Annotated in this window: 24 protein-coding genes; 4 read left to right on the forward strand and 20 right to left on the reverse strand. The window is 73.4% G+C overall.

Translation table 11 applies throughout. From position 1 onward, the window contains the following. Window positions 1-26 precede the first annotated feature (26 nt). Window positions 27-1,202: a zinc-dependent alcohol dehydrogenase family protein gene (locus Prubr_RS32940; RefSeq protein WP_343221711.1), complete on the reverse strand. Its 1,176-nt coding sequence runs from the start codon at window positions 1,200-1,202 to the stop codon at window positions 27-29. Between Prubr_RS32940 and Prubr_RS32945 the strand changes: the two genes are divergently transcribed. Further along, window positions 1,095-1,469: a winged helix-turn-helix transcriptional regulator gene (locus tag Prubr_RS32945; RefSeq protein WP_212819161.1), complete on the forward strand. Its 375-nt coding sequence runs from the start codon at window positions 1,095-1,097 to the stop codon at window positions 1,467-1,469. The genes Prubr_RS32940 and Prubr_RS32945 overlap by 108 nt on opposite strands. Window positions 1,470-2,620: 1,151 nt before the next feature. On the opposite strand, the gene Prubr_RS32955 is transcribed toward Prubr_RS32945, so the two are convergent. From Prubr_RS32955 to Prubr_RS33030, 17 genes are all read right to left on the reverse strand, one after another. Beyond that, window positions 2,621-3,583 (reverse strand): amidohydrolase family protein, encoded by a 963-nt coding sequence (locus Prubr_RS32955; RefSeq protein ID WP_212819165.1) that lies wholly within the window; start codon window positions 3,581-3,583, stop codon window positions 2,621-2,623. Between the two features lie 43 nt (window positions 3,584-3,626). Continuing rightward, entirely contained in the window at window positions 3,627-4,667 is a 1,041-nt protein-coding gene (locus tag Prubr_RS32960) for an aldo/keto reductase (RefSeq protein WP_212819167.1), read from the reverse strand. A gap of 14 nt (window positions 4,668-4,681) precedes the next feature. Continuing rightward, window positions 4,682-5,866: an acyl-CoA dehydrogenase family protein gene (locus tag Prubr_RS32965; protein ID WP_212819169.1), complete on the reverse strand. Its 1,185-nt coding sequence runs from the start codon at window positions 5,864-5,866 to the stop codon at window positions 4,682-4,684. After that, window positions 5,863-7,026 (reverse strand): LLM class flavin-dependent oxidoreductase, encoded by a 1,164-nt coding sequence (locus Prubr_RS32970; RefSeq protein WP_212819171.1) that lies wholly within the window; start codon window positions 7,024-7,026, stop codon window positions 5,863-5,865. The genes Prubr_RS32965 and Prubr_RS32970 overlap by 4 nt, the downstream gene beginning before the upstream one ends. Beyond that, on the reverse strand, window positions 7,023-7,994 hold the full coding sequence (locus tag Prubr_RS32975) for an amidohydrolase family protein (protein ID WP_212819173.1): 972 nt from the start codon (window positions 7,992-7,994) through the stop codon (window positions 7,023-7,025). Before Prubr_RS32975 ends, Prubr_RS32970 begins: the two co-directional genes overlap by 4 nt. 25 nt (window positions 7,995-8,019) lie before the next feature. Next, window positions 8,020-8,595, reverse strand: a complete 576-nt coding sequence (locus Prubr_RS32980; RefSeq protein WP_212819175.1) for a hypothetical protein — start codon at window positions 8,593-8,595, stop codon at window positions 8,020-8,022. Next, window positions 8,589-9,260, reverse strand: a complete 672-nt coding sequence (locus Prubr_RS32985; protein ID WP_212819177.1) for an acyl-CoA dehydrogenase family protein — start codon at window positions 9,258-9,260, stop codon at window positions 8,589-8,591. The genes Prubr_RS32980 and Prubr_RS32985 overlap by 7 nt, the downstream gene beginning before the upstream one ends. After that, entirely contained in the window at window positions 9,257-10,606 is a 1,350-nt protein-coding gene (locus Prubr_RS32990) for an LLM class flavin-dependent oxidoreductase (RefSeq protein WP_212819179.1), read from the reverse strand. Before Prubr_RS32990 ends, Prubr_RS32985 begins: the two co-directional genes overlap by 4 nt. Next, complete coding sequence (locus Prubr_RS32995) at window positions 10,603-11,718, reverse strand: hypothetical protein (protein WP_212819180.1); 1,116 nt, start codon at window positions 11,716-11,718, stop codon at window positions 10,603-10,605. The genes Prubr_RS32990 and Prubr_RS32995 overlap by 4 nt, the downstream gene beginning before the upstream one ends. Continuing rightward, a complete protein-coding gene (locus Prubr_RS33000) occupies window positions 11,715-12,509 on the reverse strand; it encodes an ATP-binding cassette domain-containing protein (RefSeq protein ID WP_212819183.1) in 795 nt (264 codons plus the stop codon). Before Prubr_RS33000 ends, Prubr_RS32995 begins: the two co-directional genes overlap by 4 nt. Further along, window positions 12,397-13,440, reverse strand: a complete 1,044-nt coding sequence (locus Prubr_RS33005; RefSeq protein WP_212819185.1) for an ABC transporter ATP-binding protein — start codon at window positions 13,438-13,440, stop codon at window positions 12,397-12,399. Before Prubr_RS33005 ends, Prubr_RS33000 begins: the two co-directional genes overlap by 113 nt. 29 nt (window positions 13,441-13,469) lie before the next feature. Beyond that, the gene (locus tag Prubr_RS33010) at window positions 13,470-14,393 is read right to left on the reverse strand and encodes an ABC transporter permease (protein ID WP_212819187.1); all 924 of its coding nucleotides are present in this window, start codon (window positions 14,391-14,393) and stop codon (window positions 13,470-13,472) included. After that, on the reverse strand, window positions 14,390-15,367 hold the full coding sequence (locus Prubr_RS33015) for an ABC transporter permease (protein ID WP_212819189.1): 978 nt from the start codon (window positions 15,365-15,367) through the stop codon (window positions 14,390-14,392). The genes Prubr_RS33010 and Prubr_RS33015 overlap by 4 nt, the downstream gene beginning before the upstream one ends. Before the next feature lie 80 nt (window positions 15,368-15,447). Beyond that, window positions 15,448-17,049, reverse strand: coding sequence for an ABC transporter substrate-binding protein (locus Prubr_RS33020; RefSeq protein WP_212819191.1), 1,602 nt, complete (start codon window positions 17,047-17,049; stop codon window positions 15,448-15,450). Between the two features lie 20 nt (window positions 17,050-17,069). Then, window positions 17,070-18,113: an ABC transporter substrate-binding protein gene (locus tag Prubr_RS33025; RefSeq protein ID WP_212819193.1), complete on the reverse strand. Its 1,044-nt coding sequence runs from the start codon at window positions 18,111-18,113 to the stop codon at window positions 17,070-17,072. 258 nt (window positions 18,114-18,371) lie between these two features. After that, window positions 18,372-18,446: a putative leader peptide gene (locus tag Prubr_RS38470; RefSeq protein WP_357521950.1), complete on the reverse strand. Its 75-nt coding sequence runs from the start codon at window positions 18,444-18,446 to the stop codon at window positions 18,372-18,374. Between the two features lie 154 nt (window positions 18,447-18,600). Continuing rightward, window positions 18,601-18,924, reverse strand: a complete 324-nt coding sequence (locus Prubr_RS33030; protein WP_212819195.1) for a hypothetical protein — start codon at window positions 18,922-18,924, stop codon at window positions 18,601-18,603. 7 nt (window positions 18,925-18,931) lie between these two features. Here Prubr_RS33030 and Prubr_RS33035 point away from each other — a divergent pair, with 7 nt between their 5' ends. Beyond that, a complete protein-coding gene (locus tag Prubr_RS33035; protein ID WP_212819197.1) occupies window positions 18,932-19,381 on the forward strand; it encodes a glycine-rich domain-containing protein in 450 nt (149 codons plus the stop codon). A gap of 41 nt (window positions 19,382-19,422) precedes the next feature. On the opposite strand, the gene Prubr_RS33040 is transcribed toward Prubr_RS33035, so the two are convergent. After that, window positions 19,423-20,007, reverse strand: a complete 585-nt coding sequence (locus tag Prubr_RS33040) for a helix-turn-helix transcriptional regulator (protein ID WP_212819199.1) — start codon at window positions 20,005-20,007, stop codon at window positions 19,423-19,425. Window positions 20,008-20,054: 47 nt separating this feature from the next. Between Prubr_RS33040 and Prubr_RS33045 the strand changes: the two genes are divergently transcribed. Continuing rightward, entirely contained in the window at window positions 20,055-20,846 is a 792-nt protein-coding gene (locus tag Prubr_RS33045; protein WP_212819201.1) for a class I SAM-dependent methyltransferase, read from the forward strand. 119 nt (window positions 20,847-20,965) lie between these two features. Here the strand turns inward: Prubr_RS33045 and Prubr_RS33050 are convergent, their stop codons facing one another. Continuing rightward, window positions 20,966-21,649 carry a hypothetical protein gene (locus Prubr_RS33050; protein WP_212819203.1) on the reverse strand — a complete coding sequence of 228 codons (684 nt, stop codon included), beginning with the start codon at window positions 21,647-21,649 and terminating at the stop codon, window positions 20,966-20,968. 57 nt (window positions 21,650-21,706) lie between these two features. Between Prubr_RS33050 and Prubr_RS33055 the strand changes: the two genes are divergently transcribed. Then, the gene (locus tag Prubr_RS33055; RefSeq protein WP_212819205.1) at window positions 21,707-22,447 is read left to right on the forward strand and encodes a MerR family transcriptional regulator; all 741 of its coding nucleotides are present in this window, start codon (window positions 21,707-21,709) and stop codon (window positions 22,445-22,447) included. Window positions 22,448-22,463: the final 16 nt, after the last annotated feature.

Genomic DNA, 22,463 nt, shown 5'->3' on the forward strand with positions numbered 1-22,463 from the left:
CCTCGCCAACCGCAGCACCTCCGGTCCTAGATTGAGACGACGATCTTCTTCCCGGCGTGCAGCCCCTTCTCGAGGTGGCGGTGTGCCTCGACGACGTCGTCGAGGGCGAACACCTTGTCGATGGCGGGCCGCAGTGCACCGAGGCGTACACCGGCGTTCAGGAACGCCGCCATGCGCTTCACCACGACGGCGTCGAGGGTGTGCTCGAAGCTCCGGTAGCTGAAGATCGTGAGTGGCGCGCCCGGGAAGGGTGTGGGCCGAGGGTCCAGGAAGCCCGCGGCGACCAGCGTTGCGCCGGGGCGGGCCGCCTTCAGGAGATCCTGCTGGCTCGGACCCATGACAAGGTCGAGGACAATGTCGGCGCCGGTCCCTCCAGTGTGGTGGCGGACAGCTTCGACCACGTCCACGAGGTCGGTGGTGATGACCGCGGCGGCGCCGGCGGCAAGCAGTTCGTCCTTCTTCGCGGTCTGCCGAGTGACGGCGATCGGCACGGCGCCGATCTGGTTGGCGATCTGCATCGCCGCCCGCCCGACGCCGCCGGACGCGGCGGTGATGAGGACGTGGTCGCCGGGCCGCATCCCCGCCTTCTCGACGAGCGCGCCGTAGGCGGTGGCGTACGCGACCCAGATCGCCGCCGCCTCCGTGATGCCGAGCCCGGCCGGGCGGGCGACGACCCGGCTGGCGGGGACCGTGGTGTACTCGGCGTAGCTGCCTCTCACGCTCGCGTCGGGAATGGCCGTGAGGATGACCGGATCACCGATCTTCAGCCCGGTGATCCCGGGGCCCAGCGCGTCGACGACTCCGGTGCCTTCCACGCCGAGACGAGCGTGTGGCAGGGGAACGGTTGCGGGCGAAATGCCCGAACGCATCATCTGGTCGAGCGGGTTGACGGCGAACGCCTCGATTCTGATCCGTACCTCGCCGACTGCGGGCTCGACGACCGGCTCCTCGACGATGTGCATGACGTCCGGCCCGCCGAACTCGTCGAACACGACGACTCGTGGCATGGTGACTCCTCCGCATCTGGTACTGGTCGCACTGCTCGCGGAAGACGTTACGAAGCCGTGGGTTACCTCCTGGTACCTTCGGTTTCCATGCAGAACGCGGCCGGACCAGCCTTCCTCGCCGACTGCCCCACCCGCCTGGCGGTCGAGATCATCTCCGACAAATGGGCGGTGCTTGTACTCTTCGGGCTCAGCCATCAGCCTCGCCGGCACGGTGAACTCGTCGACCTCATCGGCGGCATCTCGCGCAAGGTCCTCACCCAGACGTTGCGTCGGCTCCAGCAGTACGGTCTGGTCGAACGCCATGCCGAAGCACCACGGCGGGTCGAATACAGCCTCACCGACCTCGGCCGGACTCTCGTGGAGCCCATCGAGGTCCTGACGAACTGGGCAAGGGACTACGGCGGGGCCGTCGCCGACTTCCAGGAGGCGGCGGAAGCGGCTCAGCACAAGCATCTGGGATGAGCCCTCGGGGCCACGCGTCTCGTGGACCGGGTCACGGCAGGCCGGCGAGCCGGGCGAGATGGGCCTCGCGCAGTCGTGGCGACAGGCCACGTACCTGGAGAAACAGTGCGGCCCGGGCCCAGACCTGGACCGGGTCGTCGGCAAGCAGGCCGGCCCCGCCCGGGCGACGACCGCGGCGTTCGCGGCGCGTACGGCGAGGTTCACCGAACGGCTGCGCCAGTAGAAGACGTCGTGGCCGGGCTCGCGGGCCTCGGCCGCGTTACCCGGCCCCGACGCCAGTGTGCGGAGCAGCGCGATCTCGTCGGCGAGGTGCCGCAGGTCCGGGTTGTCCGGGAAGCGGTCGAGGGCGTAGCCGGCGGCGGCACGGGCCAGCCCCATCGACCCGGGATAGACCGGCGGCCCGTCGAGCCCGTCGCGGGCCTTCCACTCGTCGACGCCGACGACCTGTGCCACCCGCTCGTCGGGCACCGTGAGGCCGTCGAGTTCGAGGGCGACGGTCCGCGCGCCGTCGATCGCCGCCAACCGCAGCGGTACGGCCCGTACGGTGGCCGGCTGCGGCAGGTCGACGACGGCGAAGACGATCGCCTGGTCCCGCTCGTCGACCCCGGCGAGCAGGACCAGGTCGACGAGCCCGTGGCCGGAGAACCAGGGGGCGACCCCGTCGAACCGCCAGCCGCCGGGTTCCCGGCGTACCCGCACCGTGGTGCGCCCCGGCCAGGTGCGGACGTGGCCGAACGCGGCGCCGCCGATCCGCCGGCCGGCGACCAGGTCGGGCAGCAGGTCGTGCAGGGCCGGCTGTCCGGAGCGGCCGATCCACTGGGCCGGGGTGGCGTGCTGGGAGGTGATCAGGTGGGTCGAGGGGCAGGCGCCGGCGATCAGTTCCTGCGCCTCGGCGGCGACGGCGGCCGGCACCCGGGTACCGCCGGGAAGGTTGAGTCCGAACAGCCCGGTGCCGGTCAGGGCGGTCAGGTGGTCGCGGGGCACACCCCGTGCGTCGGTCGCCGGGGCCACCGGCGCGATCGTCGATCGGACGACCTCACCGACCCGGTCGAGCACCGGGTGGTCGGGCACCGGGCCGAACCGGCTGGGCAGGGTCGCCCCGTCCGGTCCGGCCGGACCGTGGTCGCGGACAGCCACGTTCACGGTGCGCCTCAGGCCGACGCGGTGAGCGCGGCGGGGTCGCGGGTGAGCAGGGCGGCGGCGTTCCCGCCCCGGATCAGTGCCTGGTCGGCCCGGGACAGGCCGGCCTTGTCGAGGGCGTTGGCGACCCGGTCGCGGGTGGCGTCGACCTGGTGCGGGAAGTCGCTGCCGAGCAGCACCCGGTCGGCGCCGAGCACGGAGACCAGGTAGGCCACGTTCTGCGGGTCGAAGCCCATCGTGTCGAAGTGGACCTGCCAGCGGCCGTCGTCGGCGGCCAGTCCGCCGCGGGCCCGCCAGGTGCCGGCGATGCCGAGCGAGCCGATGCCCAGCGTGGTGAAGACGATCCGCAGCCCGGCGATCCGGTCGAGCAGCCCACGGTGGATCAGCGACAGCAGGGCGACGCCGTTGGCCAGCCCTCGGCCGTACGACGAGCCGAGCTGCCCGGCCTGCGCGATCAGGGCCGGGGTGAGGCTGGTCCCCGTCGGGTGGACGAAGACCGGTACGTCGAGCCGGGCCGCCTCCTCCAGCGTCGGAACCGTTTCCGGGGCGCCGAGGAAGACGTCGGCCTTGGCCGAGTCGACGACGATGCCAGACAGGTGCAGTTCATCGACGGCGCGGCGGACCTCGGCGGCGCCGTCCTCGCCGGCGAACGCGTCGACGGTGGCCAGGCCGAGCAGCCGGCCGGGGTGGTCGCGTACGCCGCCGGCCAGGTAGTCGTTGAGGTCGCGGATCGCCTGGAGCTGGGGCGGGGCGGTGTCGAAGTCGGTGAACCGGCTGGCGGCGGGCAGGCTGAGGACCCGGGTGTCGACCCCGGCGGCGTCGGAGACCTCGATGATCCGGTCGAAGCTGGCCAGGATCTCGGCGTGTTCGATCTGCTGGCGGCGGCGCTCGTCGGAGACCCAGGCGGGCGGTGGCGGGGCCGGCTGGTCGGGCTGGCGGAAGTGGGCGTGGATGTCGATGACGGGCTGGGTCACGGTCATACTCCTCGGGTGTGCGCCGGCGTCCCGGCCGGGACGGTCAGGTGCCGGCGGGCCGGCGGCGGCGGGCGGGGTCGGTCAGCGACGGCGGCTGGTAGCCGGCGTCGGCGGGGTTGATGGTCACGCCGGGCGGCACGATCTCGTCGATCCGGTCGAGTACGTCGTCTGCGAGGACGACCTTCTCCGCACCGAGCTGGCTCGCCAGGTGTTCCAGGGTGCGCGGGCCGATGATCGCCGAGCTGACGGCCGGGTGCCGCAGCACGAAGGCGAGCGACAGGTGAATCAGCGACAGGCCGGCCTCCTCGGCCAGTTCGGTGAGCTGCTCGACGGCAACCCGTTTGGTCCGGTTGGCGGGCAGGTCCGGGTCGTGCCGGCCCGGCTGGCGGCGGTGCCGGGCCGACGGCGCCGGGTCTGGCCGGTCCTTGCGGTAGCGGCCGGAGAGCCAGCCGCCGGCGAGCGGGCTCCACGGCAGGACGCCGAGGCCGTAGCGTTGCGCCAACGGCAGGACGGCGCGTTCGGCGCCGCGGGCCAGGATCGAGTACGGCGGCTGCTCGGTGACCGGGCGCTCCCGGCCCCGCTCGCGGGCCGTCCACTGTGCCTCGACGATCTCGTGCGGTTCGAAGGTGGAGGTGCCGAAGTAGCGGATCTTGCCCTGGTGGACCAGGTCGGACAGGGCACCGAGGGTGTCGTCGAGGTCGGTGTCCGGTTCGGGGCGGTGCACCTGGTAGAGGTCGATGTGGTCGGTGCCGAGCCGGCGCAGGCTGTCCTCGACCGCCCGGTGGATCCAGCGGCGCGAGTTGCCGCGGTGGTTGATCCCGTCGCCGATCGCGCCGTGGAACTTGGTGGCCAGCACCACGTCGTCGCGGCGCCCGCCGGCCAGGGCCTTGCCGACGATCGTCTCGGACTCGCCCTGGGAGTAGACGTCGGCGGTGTCGATGACGTTGATGCCGGCGTCGAGCGCGGCGTGGATGATCCGTACGCCGTCGGCGTGGTCGGGGTTGCCGCCGGCGCCGAAGTTCATCGCGCCGAGGGTGAGCGGGCTGACCTGGACGCCGGTCCGGCCCAGTGGACGGTGGGTCATCGTGCTCCTTGGCATCAGAAGAGTCCGGTGCGGGGTGGTTCGGTGCCGTTGAGCCGGTAGTCGCCGACGACGGCCGCCTTGTGGTGGCGCGGGTTGTGGTTGGCGACGGTGCGCGCGTTGCGCCAGTGCCGGTCGAGGTTGTGCTCGCGGGCGGTGGTCGAGCCGCCCCCGACGTCGAAGATCAGCTCGGCGGCCTTCAGCGCCGACTCCACGGCGAGAAACTGCGCCTGGGCGACCTCGACCGACGCCTGCACGAGCAGGACGGCGGGGGCGCCCGGGGCCAGCGCCCGGTCGATGGCGCCGGCGGCGCGCAACACGACCGCCTCGGCGGCGTACGCCCGGGCGGCGATCTCCCCCACCGAGTGCCGCACGTACGGGTCGTCGACCGACTGTTTCGCCGAGCTGTGTTTGATCGGCCGGGCCCGGTCCCGGGTGAACGCGACGGCGTCGGTGAGCGCGTTGCGGGCGATGCCAGCCTCGACGGCGGCGAGCAGCAGCTGCTGGAACGCCGTGGTGTGGCTGCGCGGCCCATCGGCGGGGACGTCCCGGTCGACGATCTCCTCGGCGGCCACCCACACGTCGTCGAAGTTCGTGGTGCCGCTGGCGGTGAGCCGCTGGCCGGCGCCGTCCCAGTCGTCGACGAGGGTGATCCCGGCCCGGTCGGCGGGGACGACGAACGAGACCCGGTCCCCGGCATCGTCGACGGCGGAGACGCTGAGCCAGTCGGCGAACAGGCAGCCGGTGCTGTAGTACTTGCTGCCGTTGACCCGGAACCCGGCGCCGTCGCGGATGATCCGGGTGCGGATCACCCCGTTCGGGGCGCCGATCTCGCCGTTGGCCAGGCCGACCAGGTCGCCGTCGAGCAGCCGGGGAAACCACCGCTCGCGTTCCCGCTCCGCGGGCGAGCGCAGCAGGCTCTCGACGAAGCCGAAGTGGGGGCGCAGCGCCTGGGCGATGTTGGAGTCGGCGGCGGCCAGGTCGATCAGAAAGCCGAAGACCTCGCGCACGCTGGCACCGGGTCCGCCGTACTCGCGGGGGATCCGCCAGGTGCCGAGCCGGGCCGTGGCCAGCTCACGGACCAGGGCGTACGGCAGTTCGCGCAGCCGTTCCCGGTCGGCGGCGCCGGGCGCCACCGCACGCAGGTAGTCGTCGGCGCGGGCGGTCAGCTCGGCGACGCCGTGCCGCCGGGTCGCGGTCACCGCCGTCCTCCGACGCCCGTCGCCGGCCGGCCGTCGCCGGCCGGGCCGGCCGCGGCGCCGGTGACGTCGTCGTCCGCGGTACCGTCGCCCGCGGCGTCGGCGGCGAAGCGCGGGATGACGCCCTCGCCGAACCGGTGTGCCTCCTCCAGCAACGGCGCGCCGGAGACGATGAAGTGGCTGATGCCGACGTCGACGTACTCACGGATCCGATCGGCGACCTCGGCGTGGCTGCCGACCAGCGCGGTGCTGCCCCCGCCGCCACCGACCAGGCCGAGCCCGGACCAGATCGTCGGGTACGGCCGCAGCGCGTCACGGTCGATGACGCCGGGGTTCAGCGACTGCACCCGCCGCTGCCCGACCGACTGCCGGGTGGCCAGCTCCCGCTGCCGTCGCGCAACGACCTCCGGTGTGAGGCGGGCCAGGATCCGGTCCGTCTCGGCCCACGCCTCGTCGGCGGTGTCGCGGGTGATGACCTGGATGCGGATGCCGAACTCGACCTCGCGGCCGTGCCGGGCCGCGAGCTTGGAAATCCGTTCGACGTGCTCGGCGGCCATCGGCGGCGTCTCGCCGTACATCAGTTGGACGTCGGCGTACGCGGCGCCGACCTCGGCCGCCTCCTCCGACAGGCCGCCGAAGAAGATGGTCGGTCGCCGGGACACCGGTCGGGGCCGGCCGCCGCCCCGGACCCGGTAGTGGTCGCCGGCGAAGTCGAACCGCCGGCCGGCCAGCTCGCTGTCTAGAATGGACAGGAACTCCGCGGTACGCCGGTAGCGTTCGTCCTTGGCGATGTCGTCGCCGTACGCCTGCTGCTCCGGGCCGTCGCTGCCGGTGACGATGTTGACGTCGAGCCGGTCGGCGAACAACTGCTGGAACGTGTCGACCATCTGCGCGGTCAGGGTCGGCAGCGTGTAGCCGGCGCGGAAGGCGACGATGAACCGGATCGTCTCGGTCGCGGCGGCCGCCGCCGCCCCGACCAGCCAGGTGTCCCGGGTGCCGTGGCCGGTGGCCAGCAGCAGCGACTCGAAGCCGTTGACCTCCGCCGCGCGGGCGACGTCGCGCAGGTAGTCCGGGGTGGCCGGCCGGGGCGCGGGGTCGCCCCCGTAGTACCGGGCGTCGCCGTGCATGGGAAGGAACCAGTGGAAGCGCGGCCGGTCGGTCACGACCCCTCCTCGTCGGGTGCGGTGGCCTGCGTACGGGCGGTGAGCAGGCGCCGGGCGTTGCCGCCGGCGACCAGGGCCTGTTCGGTCGGGGACAGCCCGGCGGCCCCCAGCGCGGCGAGGATCCCGGAACGGCGGCCGTCGAGCCGGATCGGCCAGTCGCTGCCGACCACGACCCGCTCCGCGCCGAGGACGTCGACCAGGTAGCGCAGCGTCGGCGGATGGAACCGCAACGTGTCGAAGTAGACGTTCAGCGTGCCGCCACCCGCATATTCGGCGATCCGGTCGGCGGCGAACAGCAGCGATCCGGCACCCAGGGCGGTGAAGACCAGGTGCAGGTCGGGCAGGAGTTCGGGCAGCCCGGCGTGCAGCACCGACAGGAAGCTGGTGCCGTTGGTCAGGCCACGGCCGAACGAGTTGCCGTCCCGGCCGGCGGCGGCGACCAGCGGCCCGGCATGCGGCGCGAAGACCGGGTGCACGAACACCGGCACCCGGTGCGCGGCGGCCACCTCCAGCGTCGGCCGCACCTGCGGCGAGCCGACGTACAGGTCGTGGCGGGACGAGTCGAGCACCAGCCCGTGCAGGCCGAGTTCCTCGATGGCGTACCGGGCCTGTTCGGCACCGGCGTCACCGGCGTACGCGTCGACGGTGGCCAGGCCGACGAACCGGCCGGCGTGGTCGTCGACGATCTGCCGCAGGTGTTCGTTGACCCGCCGGACCGCCGACGTGGGCACGTCGGCACCGGGTCCGAACAGCAACTCGACCGGTGCGCTCAGGGCGCGCAGCGCGATCCCGCCGGCGTCGGTCTCCCGGGTCAGGTCGTCGATGTCGTCGAGCTTGGCGTAGTCGAGGCCGGGACCGGTGCCGGCCGCCAGCCGGCGGCCGAGTCCGGACTCGTCCCACCAGTGTGGACGGTAGTGGGTGTGCAGGTCGACGATCTCGACGTCGACGGGTGCCGGCAGGGTGCTCATGGTGTTCCCATCAGGGTTCGGGCGGTCACAGCGGCACGTCGCCGGTCGACTCCAGCAGCGAGCGCAGTACCGGCGGCAGGGTGCCGTTGAGGTGGTAGTCGCCGACGTAGTGGCGCCGCCAGCGGACCGGGTCGTGCAGTGAGTGGGTGCGCGCGTTGCGCCAGTAGCGGTCGAAGCCACGGTCGGCATCGGTGTCGGCCGGGCCGGCAAACGCGGCCAGCCCGTCGGCGGCGACCGGCCCCAGGTCGTACGCGACGCACTTGGCCTCGTCGACGGCGAGACCGACGGCCAGCGCGGACGCGGGTGTCGGGCCGGCGGAGACGACCTCGTCGACAAGGTCGGCGGCCCGGTCGACGAGCGCCTCGGCGGCGGACGTCTCCAGGAGCAGGTCCTCGCGCCAGGCGGCGAACCGGTGCGCGACGCCGGCCGGCAGCCCGGCCCGGTCGAGGCGCCCGGCGTGGGCCAGGACCGCGTGGGCGACGCCGATCTGGATGGCGGCGTGCGTCAGCTGGCTGCGCGCGTAGCGGAACGCCGCCTGTGGTTTGGGCCGGCCGGACTGGTCGAACACGTGCCGGCGGGCGACCCACGCATCGGTCAGCACGGCGCTGCCGCTGACGGTGGCCCGCTGCCCGAAGGCGTCCCAGTCCTCGCGGATGTCGAGGCCGGGGTGCCCCGGGGCACGAACGCGGTGGCGATCCAGCCGTCGGGATGGCTGGCGCTGACCGGCACCCAGTCGGCGGTCAGCGCCCCGGTGCAGAACGACTTGACGCCGTTGATCCGGTAACCGTCGCCGTCGTCGACCAGTGTCGTCTTAGGGTGGCTGCGGCCGCTGCGCCCGCGCTCGTGGCCGGCGTTGCCGAACCGGGCGCCGCGCAACGTCTCGGCGAAGAAGAACGCCTTGCGCTCGTCGTCTTCGGCCTCGAGTCCGAAGACGGCGCCGAAGTGGTTCTGCGGCACCTGGGCCAGGGCGGTGTCGGCGGCGGACAGGATGGCGAAGATCCGGGTCAGGGTGCCGGCCCGCACGCCGGGTCCGCCGTACGCGCGGGGCACGGTGACCGCGAGCAGCCCGGACCGCGACAGCAGTTCCAGTTCCGCGTACGGCACGGCGCGGTCCCGGTCGCGTTCCGGCCCGAGTTCACGCCACCGGATCGCCAGCGCGTGGGCGGCGGCGATCGCCTCGGCGTCGTCGCGTGGCCGGGCCACGCCGTCCCGGCCGGAACCCGCGGCAACGGCCAGGTCGTGGGCCGGATCGGTGGTGGTGGTCATCGGTTGGCCTCCCCTGTGGTGGTGAGCGCGTAGCGGCTGCGCGGGCGGGGCAGCCCGTAGTGGTCGCGCAGCGTGGTGCCGGCGTACTCGCGGCGGAACAGGCCCCGGCGTTGCAGTTCGGGGACGACGTGGTCGACGAAGTCGGCCAGGCCGCCCGGGTAGACGTCGCACTGGAGGTTGAAGCCGTCGGCGGCGCGCCCGAGGAACCAGCGCTCGATGTCGTCGGCGATCTGCTCCGGCGCGCCGACGACGACCCGGTGCGCGGCGATCCCCCGGTCGATCAGGTCACGGACCGTCAGGTGCCCGGCGGCGGAGATCAGGTCGCGGGCCGCGTCGTCGAACCCCTGCGAGCCGTACGTGTCGCCGGTCGGCCGCAGCAGGTGGGCGGGGAGCGGCCGGTCCAGGTCGAGTTCGGCGGGATCGATACCGAACCGGGCGGCGAAGCCGGCGAGCAGGCGGTCGTCACCGAGGAGCGCGTTCAGTTCGCGTTGCCGGCGTCGGGCCTCGTCCTCGGTGCTGCCGACGACCGGGTTGAGGCCGGGCAGAACGCTGATCGTGTCGGGGTCGCGGCCGTACGCCCGGGCCCGGCTCTTGATGTCGGCGTAGTACGTGCGGGCCGAGGCGAGGAGCTGTTGCGGGCTGAAGACCGCGTCGGCGTAGCGGGCGGCGAGGTCGCGGCCGGTGTCCGAGCCGCCGGCCTGCACCAGCGGGGGCCGGCCCTGCGGCGATCGCGGGATCTGCAACGGCCCCTGCACGGAGTGGAACGGTCCGATGTGGTCGATCCGGTGGATCAGGTCGGTCCGCGCCCACACCCCGCTGGCCGGGTCGGCGACGAGGGCCTCGTCCTCCCAGCTGTCCCACAGCGCGGTGACCGCCTCGATCGACTCGGCGGCGCGGGCGTACCGCTGCGCCCGGGGCGGCAGTTCGGCCAGTCCGTAGTTGCGGCCGGCACCCGGGTCGCGGGTGGTCACCACGTTCCAGGCGACCCGGCCGGCACTGGCGTGGTCGAGCGAGGAGAAGATGCGGGCGATGTGGTACGGGCTGTTGAAGGTGGTCGAGACGGTGGCGATGAAGCCGATGCGGTCGGTGGCCAGCGCCATCGCGGTCACCACGACGGCCGGGTCGAGGGCGGTGATCGGCGGGCCGGCGGCGACGTTGCCGCGCAGCAGGACCCCGTCGGAGAGGAACACCGCGTCGAGCAGGCCACGCTCGGCCTCCCGCGCGACCCGCTGGTAGTGGCCGATGTCGACGACGGCGGTGGGATGGCCGCCGGGTGACCGCCAGGCGGCCGGGTGGGCGCCGGACGCCAGGATGTTGACGTTGAGGTGCAGCTGCCGCCCGGTCACCGGTCCACCCCCTCGGCGGGCCCGGCGTCGCCGGGCCGGTCGAGGTCGGCCAAAGTCCAGTACGGCGGTTGCCGCAGGGCGTGGGTGCGGAAGTCGCGCCAGTAGCGGTCGAGGGCGAACCGGCCGGCGGTGCCGCTGGCGCCGAGCACCCCGATGACCGCCGAGACGACCTGGCCGATCCGGTGGTGGGCGTACCAGCGGGCCAGCACCGCCGCGCGCGGCGGGCCGGGCTCGGCTGCGGTGTCCGGCCGTGCGGTGCTGTCGGCGGTCGGCCAGGCCGCGGTGGGCGGGGTGCCGGCGGCCGGGTCGAGGGCGTGGATCGCCGCCGCCACGAGCCGGTCGAGGGCCTGCCGCTGCGCGTACGCGTGCCCGAAGACGGCGATCGCGTGCGGATCCCGGGACGCGGTGTCGGTGCCCGACTCGTGCCAGGGCCGGGCGTGGTGCAGCAGGAAGTCGCGGGCGGCGGTCAGGAAGCCGTCGAGCACCCCGAGGTCGAGCGCGGCGTGCAGCGTCTCGTCGTACGCCCGCCAGGTCCGGTCGGCGGCGCCGGGGCGGGTCCGGTCGACGGGGACCAGCACGCCGTCAAGATCGGCGGTGGCCGGTGCCGCCCACCGCTGCCCGAACGCGGCCGCGCCGGACCGGACCGCGGCGGCGTCGACGACCGCGACGACCGGCCGGCCGTCGGCGGGCGTGACCGCCTCGACGACCAGCCGGTCGCGGCCGCGGCCGGGGGGCACCGGGGCGGTGCCGGACAGCAACAGCCCGTCCGCACGCCAGGTGCCGCGTACGGCGGGGTGGCGGGGGACCGCGGTGTGCGTGTACCAGGTGGCCGGGTGACCGCCGCCGGCCAGTTCCGGACCGGCGAGGGCGCGGGCGGCGTGGTGGGCGGCCACGAGCTGGGCGGCGGAGGCGTCGACCCGGGCCAGGGCGCGGACCTGGCGGGCGGACCCGGCGCGGCCGGCCGGGGTGTCGACGTCCACCGACCCGGTCAGCACCGCCAGGGCGGCGAGGTCCGCGGGTTCGGGTTCGGCGGTCCGGTCCCGCCGGATCGCGCCGGACGCCAGGGCGGCCGGTACGTCCTCGGGACGGGTCGGTACGGCGGTCGGGGTCATCGGGGGCCTTTCTGTGCGGTGGTGCGGGTGCCGGCGAAGCCCCGACCGGGGATCGCGTCGAGCAGCGTCCGGGTGTATGCGTGCCGGGGCCGTTCGAAGACGTCGTCGGCGGTGCCGAGTTCGACCAGCCGTCCGGCGCGCATCACGCCGACCCGGTCGGCGACCTGCCGGATGACGGCCAGGTCGTGCGAGATGAACAGCAGGCCGACGCCGAGTTCGTCGCGCAGCCCGGTGAGCAGGTCGAGGATCTGCGCCTGGATCGACACGTCCAGCGCCGACACCGGTTCGTCGCAGACCAGCAGGTCGGGCGCTGGCGCGAGGGCGCGGGCGATGGCGACCCGCTGCCGCTGGCCGCCGGAGAGTTCGGCGGGCCGGCGCTGGTCGATGCCGGGGTCGAGGCCGACCTGGTCGAGCAGGGCCCGGACCCGGTCCCGGCGCGACGCCCGCTCGCCGATCCGGAAGCCGTGCAGCGGTTCGGCGACGATGTCGTGGATGGACAGTCGGGGGTCGAGGGAGCCGTACGGGTTCTGGTAGATCAGTTGGGACCTGGAGCGCAGTCGCCGGGTGCCGGCCCGGTCGAGGCCGGCGAGGTCGGCACCGTCGAAGCTGATCCGGCCGGCGGACGGCCGGGTCAGGCCGAGGACCATCCGGGCCAGGGTCGACTTTCCGGAGCCGGATTCACCGACCAGGCCGAGGCTTTCGCCCCGGGCCACGGTCAGCGACACGTCGTCGACCGCGCGGAACCAGCGCCGGTCGCCGGCCCCGCCGGGCAGGGGGAACTCCTTGACCACCCCGGTCACCTCGACGAGCGGCCCCGGTTGTCCCGTCCCGGCCGCCGGCGCCCGGTCCGGCCGGGGGCGGTGCCGGCCGGCGGCACCTTGGCCGGGCCGGCCGGCGTCGGCCGGGGCGGGGCGGCGCCAGGCCGGGCGCGCTGCGCAGCAGGAGTTGGGTGTACGGGTGCGCGGGCCGGCGCAGCACGTCGTCGGGTGGTCCGTACTCGACGATCCGGCCCTTGCGCAGCACCGCGATGGAGTCGGCCCGGTCCCCCGCGACCGCCAGGTCGTGCGTGATGATCAGGACGGCGATGCCGCCGGCGCGGGCCAGTGCGGCGAGGTCGTCGAGGATCACCTTCTGCACGGTGACGTCGAGCGCCGTCGTCGGTTCGTCGGCGATCAGCAGTTTGGGGCCGCCGGTCAGCGCGGCGGCGATCAGCGTCCGCTGGCGCATCCCGCCGGAGAGTTCGTGCGGGAACTGCCGGGCCCGGATTCCGGCGTCGGGCAGCCCGACGCGTTCCAGCAGTGCGACGGCGCGCCGGTCGGCCTCCCGGCGCGGGACCGGCCGGTGGATGCGGATCGGCTCGGCGACCTGCCGTCCGACGCGGTGCAGCGGGTTGAGGCTGACCATCGGGTCCTGCGGGATGAAGCCGAGCGCCCGGCCGCGTACCCGGTTGAAGCGGCGCTCGGACAGCCGGGTGAGGTCCTGGCCGTCGAAGTCGATTCGGCCGCCGAGGATCGCGGCGCCGCGCGGCAGCGCGCCGAGTACGGCGTGCGCGAGGGTGCTCTTGCCGGAGCCGGACTCGCCGACCAGGGCGACGATCTCCCCCGCCCGTACGGTCAGGTCGACGCCGTCGACGGCGCGGACCCGTCGGCCGGCGATGCGGTACTCCACGGTCAGGTGCTCGACGGAGAGCAGCGTCGCCGGCTGCTCGGCTGGGGTTGGCACGGGCCGCTCCTTCCGGGTCGGTGGTCGGGTCAGAAGTTGACGTGGCGCCGGCGGTTGACCGACCGGGCGATCCGGTTGGCCGACAGCACGGTGGCGGCGATGACGAAGCCGGGGACGCTGGCCATCCACCAGGCGGCCATCAGGTAGTCGCGGCCGGCGGCCACGAGGCTGCCCCACTCCGGTGCCGGTGGCGGGGTGCCGAAGCCGAGGAAGCTCAGCGCCGACACGCTCAGTAGGGCCAGGCCGAGTTCGAGGGTGGCCAGCACCAGCACGGGGCCGGCGGTGTTCGGCAGCACGTGGCGGACCAGCAGCCGGATCCGGCCGATGCCGGCGAAGGTGGTCGCCTCGATGAAGTCGGTGCCCTTGATCCGCAGGGTCTCGGCCCGCATCACGCGGGCAAACGCGGCGACGTTGCCGATCCCGACCGCGATCGCGATGTTCATCGTGCCGAAGCCGAGCGCGGCGATGATCGCCAGTGCGATCAGCAGCGCGGGTACGGCGAGCAGCACGTCGACGACCCGCATCAGCACGTCGTCGATCCAGCCGCCGGCGTATCCGGCGAGCAGGCCGATGAGCGAGCCGACGAGCAGGCCGACCAGGACCGCGATGATGACGGCCTGCACGGACTGGCCGGTGCCGTGGACGACTCGGGCGAACAGGTCGCGGCCGAGGTTGTCGGTGCCGAAGAGGTGGTCGGCGCTGGGCGGGGCGAGCCGCGGGCCGACCGGTCGCAGCGGGTCGTGGTCGGTGAACAGGCCGGGGGCCACGGCGGCGAGCGCGACCGCGCCGAGGACCAGCCAGGCCAGTACCAGGCCGGGTTGGCGCAGGACCGCCCACAGCCGGCCGGCCCGCCACGCGGGCCGGCCGGCGGCCGGGGCGGGTGCCGCCGGTGCCGGGTCCGGCGGGGTGCCGGCCGGCGCGGCGGCGGGGATGACGGTGTCGGTCAGGCTCACGTCGCCACCTTCGTCCGCAGTTGTTCGGGTCGCCCCGGCGCGCGTAACTGGATCCGCGGGTCGATGACGGGATAGAGCAGGTCGACGGCGAGGTTGACGGTGACGAAGACCGCCGCCGCGAAGACGACCGCGACGAGTACGACCGGGGTGTCCTGGAAGTCGACGGCCCGTACGGTGATGGCGCCGACGCCGGAGCGGGAGAAAACCGACTCCATGATCACCGAGCCGCCGATGAGGTGACCGGCGGTCATGCCCAGCGCGGTGATCACCGGGATGATCGAGTTCCGCAGGGCGTGCCGGACCAGCACCCGCGCCCGCGACGCGCCACGGGACCGCACCGTGGCGATGTACGGGGCGTCGAGCGTCGCCTCCAGGCTGCGCGCCAGGATCTGCGCGGTCGTCGAGGCGGTGGGGATGGCCAGCACGACCGCCGGCAGCACCAGGCTCTCCACACCGTCGTTGCCGATGGCGGGCAGCAGCCCCCACCGGAACGAGACGAACTGGATCAGCAGCAGGCCGATCCAGAACGTCGGCAGCGACACCCCGGCGGCGGGCAGCGCGAGCAGTGCCTGGCGCAGCCACCGCCACCGGGTGTACGTCGCCAGCAGCGCCCAGGCCACGCCGAGGACGAGACCGAGCAGCAGGGCGGCACCGGCGAGCTTGAGGGTCTCCGGGATCGCGTCGACATACATGTCGAGCGCGGTCTGTCCGGTCTGGATCGAGGTGCCGAAGTCGCCGCGCAGGGCGTTCCACAGCGCCTGGCCGTACTGGATCAGGGCCGGCCGGTCGGTGCCGAGTTCGGCGCGCAACTCCTCGATCTGGGCGGCGCTGAGCTGGGTGCCGTCACGGCCGACCCCGGCCTTGCTCAGCGTCGAGTCGCCGGGCAGCACGTAGAGCAGGAAGAAGGTGGCCGTGAACGTCGCCCAGAGTACGAGCAGGGCGTGCAGGGACCGTGTCGTGGCGTACCGGAGCATGGGCGTCACCTCCCGGTGGGCGGACGGTGGTCGGGGTCGGTCGGCGGGGGCCGCGGGTGGGCCGCGACCCCCGCTCGTGGCTAGCCGGCGGCGAGCTGGGCGTCGTAGAGGATCAGCGCGCTGTCGTCGAACCCGACGCCGGTGAGATCGCTCGTGGCGCCCCAGAGGTTGACCATGTCGAAGACCGGGATCTGGTACGCCCGCTCGACGAGGATCTTCTGGATCTGTTCCAGCACCTGGCGCCGCTGCGCGGGGTCACCGATCGCGGTCTGCTGCTGGAGCAACGGTTCGAGGTCGTTGCCGGGGGTCAGCCGGGACTTGTTGAGGGTCTCGGTGGAGAAAAGGATGCGCAGCACATCGCCGTCGACCAGGGCCCCGCTCCACCGGTGTACGTCGTAGTCACCGGCGACCAGCGCCTTGTCGAACTCGCCGGTGGGCAGTGGACGCAGCTGGAAGTCGATGCCGACCTCGCGTACCTGCTGCTGGATGACCTCCAGGAAGGTCTGGTTGTCGGGGTTGGCGACGAACGAGGCGGTGATCACCAGCCGTTGGCCGTTCCTGGCCCGGATGCCGTCCGCGCCGGTGACCCAGCCGGCCTGGTCGAGCAGTTGGCGGGACCGGTCGGGGTCGTAGCGGAGCGCGTCGAGTTGGTCGATGTGGAACGGCGAGGCCGCGGTCAGCGATCCGGTGGCCGGCAGGGTGTAGCCGTTGTGCGCGGTCTCGGTCAGCGTCTTACGGTCGATGGCGTGGGTCAGCGCGACCCGTACCGCCTGCTCGGACAGGATCGGCCGGGAGGTGTTGACCTCCAGCGACACCGCCGGCACCTTGTTGACCGCCTTCACCAGTTGGAGGCCGTCGCGTTCCAGGGCCGGGCCGTCCTGCCACGAGATGCCCTGGGCCAGGTCGAGCTGGCCGCTGGTGACCGCGCCGGTGCGTACGGCCGCCTCCGGCACGATCCGGAAGACCAGCTTCCCGATCTTCGCCGGACCGGTGCCGGCCGCCGCCCCGGACGGCCAGTTGTAGTCGGCGCGACGAACGAGGGTGGTCTGCTCGTTGAAGACGACCTCGTCGACGACGTACGGCCCGGAGCCGATCACACCCTCGCTGCACCGCTGCTCGGGGGTCTTCGCCACCGTCGCCGGGGCCACGATCCCCAGTTGCCACGAGGAGGTGGCCTGGAGGAATGCGGCGTTGGGCTGGGCGAACCGGATGGTGACCGTGGCCGGATCCGGTGTCGTGATCTCCGCTATGCCCTGTACGAACGCCGCTCCGGTCGCCGCCTTGATCTTCGACAGCGCCTCGAAGTTGGCCTTCACGACGGCGGAGTCGAACCCACTGCCGTCGCTGAAGGTGACGTCGGTGCGCAGTTTGAAGGTGTAGGTCGAGGCGTCCGGGCTGACCTCCCAGGACCGGGCCAGCCACGGTTCGATCTTCGTCAGGTCGGACTTGTCGCGCTGGGTCAGCGAGTCGGTGATCTGCCGGCCGATGGTGCTGCCGTACCCGTAGTTGTCCTGCTGCGGGTCCTTGCACTCGCTCTCGCTGCTCAGCCCGATCGTCAACGTGCCGCCGTCCGTCGTGCCGGCGGCGTCGGCATCGCCGGACGAGCAACCGGCGGCGGCCAGTACGGCGGCCAGCGCGACGGCGGCGCCCACCCGGCCGGGGCGTACGGTGGTCCTGCTCATGTGCGTGTCTCCCGTGCGGTTCAGGCGGCGAGTCGGGCGGAATCGGCGGCGTCGACGGCGCGCGTCGCCAGCCGCAGCGGCTCCGGATCGGCCCAGGCGTGTACGTCGAAGTCGGTGTGGATGAAGCCGTGGCGCAGCAGGAAGTCCTTCTGCCGGCGGTAGAGCCCGAGCAGCTCGTCGGTGAGCCGGGGCCGCAGGTCGGTGTCGGCGTGCGGACCGTAGATGGCCCGTACGGCGGACGGTGAGGCGCCGCTCTGCGCCACGATCGAGGCGACGAGGCCGGCGTTGTCGGCCCGGGCCCGGTCGGCCGCCCGCAGCAGCCGGGTCAGGTAGTCGACGACGAGCTGCGGATACTCGTCCAGGGTGGACTGATCGACGGTCAGGGCGCGCGGGCTGCCGAGGTTGACCCGGGTGGTCCGGTCCGGATACGCGTCGAGATCGATGACGGTGGCCAGGCCGAGCCGCGCGGCGTAGTCGACGGCGACCGGCCCGACCGCGTACGCGATGTCGGCGCGGCCGTCGGCGACGGCGTCGATCGCCGGGTGCGCCGGGGCGCCCCGGCCGCGCCAGAACGCGTCGACCGGGGCCTCCCCCGAGCCGACCTCGACCAGTTCGACCGCGTCGAGGGCCAGGCCGGCCAGGGCCAGCGCGCCGGTCAGGCCGTGCAGCGCGACCGGGCGTTGCAGTTGCGGCTGGCGTACCCGGGCGGCCGGGACGGCGGCGCGCAGCCCGCGCAGGTCGGCCGGGCCGGTGATTCCGGAGTCCGGACGGGCCAGGATCACCTGCCCCTCCTCGATCCAGGTCAGGCCGATGAGCCGGGTCGCCGCGCCCCGGGACCGGGTCCACAGTGGCGGGATGTTGCCGCCCTCGCGGAAGAGCGCGACGTCGTGGTGCTGGTGGTGGTGTTCGGCGTGTTCGGGTTCGAGGTCCCGCAGGTGGCGCAGGGACACGCCGGTCGTCGCGGCGAGGTCGTCGAGCAGGTGGGCGTGCTGCGCGGTGGCCGTGGCGGTCGGCACCCGGCAACTGGTGAACCAGACGGCCGGTAGGTTGCCGGGGTGCGTCATGGCGGACTCCTTGCGGGTACGGGGCACCCACCCGGCGCGCGACGGCGCGCCGGGCCGGGTCGGGATACGGGGCGGCGGCGCCGGTCCCGGTGGGATGCGGCGCGGCGGAGTGGGGAGAAGGGGTCGGCGGCCGACGCAGCGGTGCGCCTACCGGTGTGATTCGCACGCACGGTGCGATGTGTCCCCGTGATGTCGTGGAAGGGCCGCGGTCTCGGGCCGGCCGGCCGGCGCGGGTGGTCGGTCAGTCCCGCGCCCGGGTCAACGACACAGTCCGCTGGCGACGCGCATCAGGTCGATCGCGCGCCGCACCGTGAGGATCCTGACGGGCCGCATAGCCCGATATTCCTATCGGATCAGTAGGAGTTCAAGATGCCGCCCACGTACTGAGATCATCGGACCGTCTGCGGGGCACGGCACACGACAGCACCACCGCCGCCCCGATCGACGCCACCGGCCGGGCCTGTCCACTCCGGGGCCGACAGCGCGTTCAGTCGCCGCCTCCGCAACCGCCGCCACATCCACCGCCGCCGCAGCCCGAGGAACCCTCACCGCCGGCCCCCGCGCCGCCGCTGCCGGCGCTCCACTTGTCCCCACCGCTCGAACCACTGTCATCGAGTTCGGCGAACAGCCAGAATCCGCCGATGACCAGTCCCAGACAGAACATCGCCTCGATGCCGTCCACGCCACCGACGAGGCCGCCGGCGACGATGGCCCAGAACCAGATCTGCAAGGCTTTCTTCACCACGCATATATTGAAGCTCGCCGTTGGCCGGGAGGTAAGAGTGATCGCGCTGCGCCGCAGGATCCGCATCGACCGGATGACCCGGGTCGTCGACGACCTGGAGCTGCCCGACGCTGTCTTCAAGACATGTCCCTACCAGCCCCGCGAACTCGTCGAGACCGGCCTGCGGCAGTGGCTGCGCTGCTGCGGCGCGGCGCTGCGCGACAACCGGATCATCGGCATGCCCTCGCACGCCGTCGACGAGGCATGGCACGGCCTCATCCTGTGCACCGCGCGGTACACGGCGTTCTGCACCGCCGCATACGGCCGCTATCTGCACCACCATCCCGAGGGTGGCGGCCTGCCGGGCCGGGGCGCCGAAGCGGGATCGATGCACGACCAACTGGGCCGCACCGTCGTCGCCTGGTCGATGGTGGCCCGGCCCGGCGAACGGTGTGTGCTGTGGGACCTGGACGCGCGGGTCGGTGTACCCGAACCGTGGGGCATCCCGACCGAGCGGGTCACCGCGATCGAGGCGCGGCTCTAGGGCTTTCCCGCTGCGGGCCGGCCGGCTCGCCAGGATCCGCGCTACCGCTCCCCGGCACCTGCTCCCGCCGGCCCCAGATGGGTGCGCTCGCCGTCGTGGTCGAGGATGCACAGGATCTCGGCCGGGCCGCCCTCCGCGCCGAACGCGTGCGGCACCATCGTGGAGAACTCGGCCGCCTCACCGGCCTCGACCCGGATGGTGCGTTCGCCGAGCCGCAGCACCACGGTCCCCGACAGCACGGTGAACCAGTCGCGGCCCGGGTGGACCCGCAGGTCGGCGGGGACCGGCCGGGTCACCCGCAGCTTGGCGACCGTCACCCCGTACGGCGCGCCCTCGCGGGACAGCAGCCACGTGGTGGTGCCCCGCGCCTCGTCGCGGTGTGGGCGGATGACGACGTCGTCGTCGTTGTCCGACTCGACCAGCTGGTCGAGCGTGATGCCCAGCGCCCGGGCGATCGGGGTCAACTGGTCGAGCGCGATCCGCCGGTGGCCGGTTTCGATCCGGCTCAGCGTCGACGGGCTCAGATAGCTGCGGGCCGCCAGCTCGTCCAGTGACCAGCCACGGGCGGTCCGCAGCCCGCGGATCCGCTGCCGGACGAGGGCGTCCAACTCACCGTCTTGCTTCATACGCAAGATAGTATGCCAGGGGCGCAAGACACGGGTACGGTCGACGCATGGGACATTCGCACCAGGCCGAAATGCTCGATCTCGACACCGAAGTTCTGCACGAATACCACCGCGAGGTGATCACCTGGGTCGGTGCGTCGACGCCCGACCGACCGCGCATCCTCGACCTGGGCGCCGGCACCGGCACCGGCTCGTTGGCCCTGGCCCGGCACCTGCCCGACGCGCACGTCACCGCGGTGGACGTCGACGAGCCGATGCTCGAACACCTGCGACACAAGGCCACGACGCTCGGCGTCGACGACCGGATCCACACCGTCCAGGCCGACCTGGACCAGCCCTGGCCCCCGCTGGGCCCGGTCGACCTGGTGTGGGCGTCCGCCTCCCTGCACCACCTCGCCGACCCGGTCCGGGCCCTCACCCGGGCCCGCGACGTGCTGCGGCCCGGCGGCGCGATCATGGTCACCGAACTGGACTCGTTCCCCCGGTTCCTTCCCGACCCGGCCGGCGAGGCACTGGAGGAACGCTGCCACGCCGTGCTCGCCGAACGGCGGGCCGAGGCCGGACTGCACATGGACGACGCCTGGGGCGCCCGACTCACCGAGGCGGGCTTCACCGTCGAGACGGAACGCCGCTTCGACATCGTGCTGCGGCCACCGCTACCCGCCGCAGCCAACCGCTACGCCCACCTGGCCCTGCAACGGATGCGGCACGGCCTGGCCGACCGGCTCGGCGCCGCCGACCTCGCCGCCCTCGACACGATCACGGCCGGGGTGCTCGACCGCGACGACCTCGTGGTTCGCGCCACCCGTACCGTCTGGTTGGGGCGACGACCCGCGTAGCGCCCAGCGTGGCCGGCACCGGCGTACTCCTCCCGGCCCTGCTGTGAACCACCCGCTGGAACCGGCCGTGACGGCGCCCTCGGCACCGGGCCGATGAGCACCGCCGCGACGCTCGGACGTCACGCCGGGGCGTACGTCCGCACACCCAGCTGCCGCCAGCCCAGCACGCCGTACCAGATCATGATCGGCAGGTGGAGGAGGTAGCCGAGTTGCTCCAGCATCGGCGACGGCCCACCCGTCCCGGTGGTCCAGGGCAGGACGACCGCGGCGAGACCGAACAGTGCGGCGACCGCACCGGCGCGGCGAAGTCCGGCAGGCGTCGTGGTGCAGAACGCGGCGGCCGCGGTGGCGGCGACCCAGAGCAGCCCGGCCAGGTTGACACCCCACTTGGCGGTGAGCATGACCGCCCCGGCAACGGTGACGGTCGTGGGGTCGGTGGGGTCGGCGGCGAGCTGGGTCAGCGCCAGGTTTCCGGCGTCGTGCAGCAGGCCGGCCAGCCCGGCGGCGGTCAGCAGCCCGGCGGCCAGGACCGCGAGGGGTGAGCCGGCCTGTGACGCGCGGGCGGCCATCAGGAGGCCGGCCGCGGTCAACGCGAGCCAGCCGACCACGTCGAGGCCCAACTCGAACAGGTGCAACCCGACCCGGGCGTTCACCGCGGTCAGCGTGCCGGCCGGATCGGCCGGGTTCAGGGTCAGTCCGGATGGCACGACGATGGCGGCGGCGGCGACCATGGTGGTCAGCGAGGTCAACAGCAGGACACCCGTCAGGCGGGCCGGCGGTGCACCGTCAAAGGTGGAGGTCATGGCCGCTGACGGTAGAACCTTGACGTAGGGCGAGGGTCAAGCCGCGAGGAGGACGACGTGTGGCGCATCGGGCAGTTGGCGCGCATGACGGGGGTTTCCGACCGCACCCTGCGTCACTACGACAAGATCGGCCTGTTGGCTCCGGCCGCCGTGGACCGGGTCACCGGCTACCGGTGGTACGGCGTGGCGGAGTTGACCCGGCTGGAGCGCATCCGTGGGCTGCAACGCCTCGGTCTGTCGTTGCGCCAGATTACCGACGTGCTGGACGCGCCCGACGCGCAGCTGCGGCAGGCGTTGACCGAGACGGTCGCCGCCCTTCGTCGTGACATCGCGAGCATGTCGCAGGCCGTGGTCGCGGCCGAGGACCGGCTCGCCACCGACACCTCGATCCTGCCCCAGCTGTCCCATGTGGGCCCACGCCGCCTGCACGTCCGCCGGCTGTCGGTGGGGCACCCGGCCGAGCTGGCCGACTGGTGCGTCGCACCCTCGACGGTCCTGCTGACCTGGCTGACCGGACACCCGGTCGGGGGTTTCCGGGCGGCCGTGGGAACCGGTCGCGGGGGTGAGACTCTCACCCTGCCCGGCCGTGACGTCGTACGCGTGGTCGTACCACCGGCCCGCGGGGTGGTGGGTGCCGGGCAGGAGTTGTTCGACTGGCTGGACCGAAACCGCCTGGCTCTCACCGGCCCCACTCTGGAGGAGCGCCTGGTCGACGCCGACGGCGTCGGCGCCACCGTCCTGGAGGTGCCGGTACGGTCCACGACGGCCCCGCACGCCGGACAGCCGTACGTGGGATGAGCGGTCCCGCCGCCGC

The organism is Polymorphospora rubra (assembly GCF_018324255.1).
Taxonomy (GTDB): Bacteria; Actinomycetota; Actinomycetes; order Mycobacteriales; family Micromonosporaceae; genus Polymorphospora; species Polymorphospora rubra.

Bases quoted from the DNA above. Each gene is read 5' to 3' on its own strand.
- Prubr_RS33015 (WP_212819189.1), bottom strand. From the start codon at position 15,367: ATGCTCCGGTACGCCACGACACGGTCCCTGCACGCCCTGCTCGTACTC.
- Prubr_RS33040 (WP_212819199.1), bottom strand. From the start codon at position 20,007: ATGAAGCAAGACGGTGAGTTGGACGCCCTCGTCCGGCAGCGGATCCGC.
- Prubr_RS33050 (WP_212819203.1), bottom strand. From the start codon at position 21,649: ATGACCTCCACCTTTGACGGTGCACCGCCGGCCCGCCTGACGGGTGTC.
- Prubr_RS33030 (WP_212819195.1), bottom strand. From the start codon at position 18,924: ATGCGGATCCTGCGGCGCAGCGCGATCACTCTTACCTCCCGGCCAACG.
- Prubr_RS32985 (WP_212819177.1), bottom strand. From the start codon at position 9,260: ATGACCACCACCACCGATCCGGCCCACGACCTGGCCGTTGCCGCGGGT.
- Prubr_RS32940 (WP_343221711.1), bottom strand. From the start codon at position 1,202: ATGGCTGAGCCCGAAGAGTACAAGCACCGCCCATTTGTCGGAGATGAT.
- Prubr_RS33020 (WP_212819191.1), bottom strand. From the start codon at position 17,049: ATGAGCAGGACCACCGTACGCCCCGGCCGGGTGGGCGCCGCCGTCGCG.
- Prubr_RS32995 (WP_212819180.1), bottom strand. From the start codon at position 11,718: ATGACCCCGACCGCCGTACCGACCCGTCCCGAGGACGTACCGGCCGCC.
- Prubr_RS32945 (WP_212819161.1), top strand. From the start codon at position 1,095: ATGCAGAACGCGGCCGGACCAGCCTTCCTCGCCGACTGCCCCACCCGC.
- Prubr_RS33025 (WP_212819193.1), bottom strand. From the start codon at position 18,113: ATGACGCACCCCGGCAACCTACCGGCCGTCTGGTTCACCAGTTGCCGG.
- Prubr_RS33045 (WP_212819201.1), top strand. From the start codon at position 20,055: ATGGGACATTCGCACCAGGCCGAAATGCTCGATCTCGACACCGAAGTT.
- Prubr_RS33035 (WP_212819197.1), top strand. From the start codon at position 18,932: ATGACCCGGGTCGTCGACGACCTGGAGCTGCCCGACGCTGTCTTCAAG.
- Prubr_RS32975 (WP_212819173.1), bottom strand. From the start codon at position 7,994: ATGAGCACCCTGCCGGCACCCGTCGACGTCGAGATCGTCGACCTGCAC.
- Prubr_RS32960 (WP_212819167.1), bottom strand. From the start codon at position 4,667: ATGACCCACCGTCCACTGGGCCGGACCGGCGTCCAGGTCAGCCCGCTC.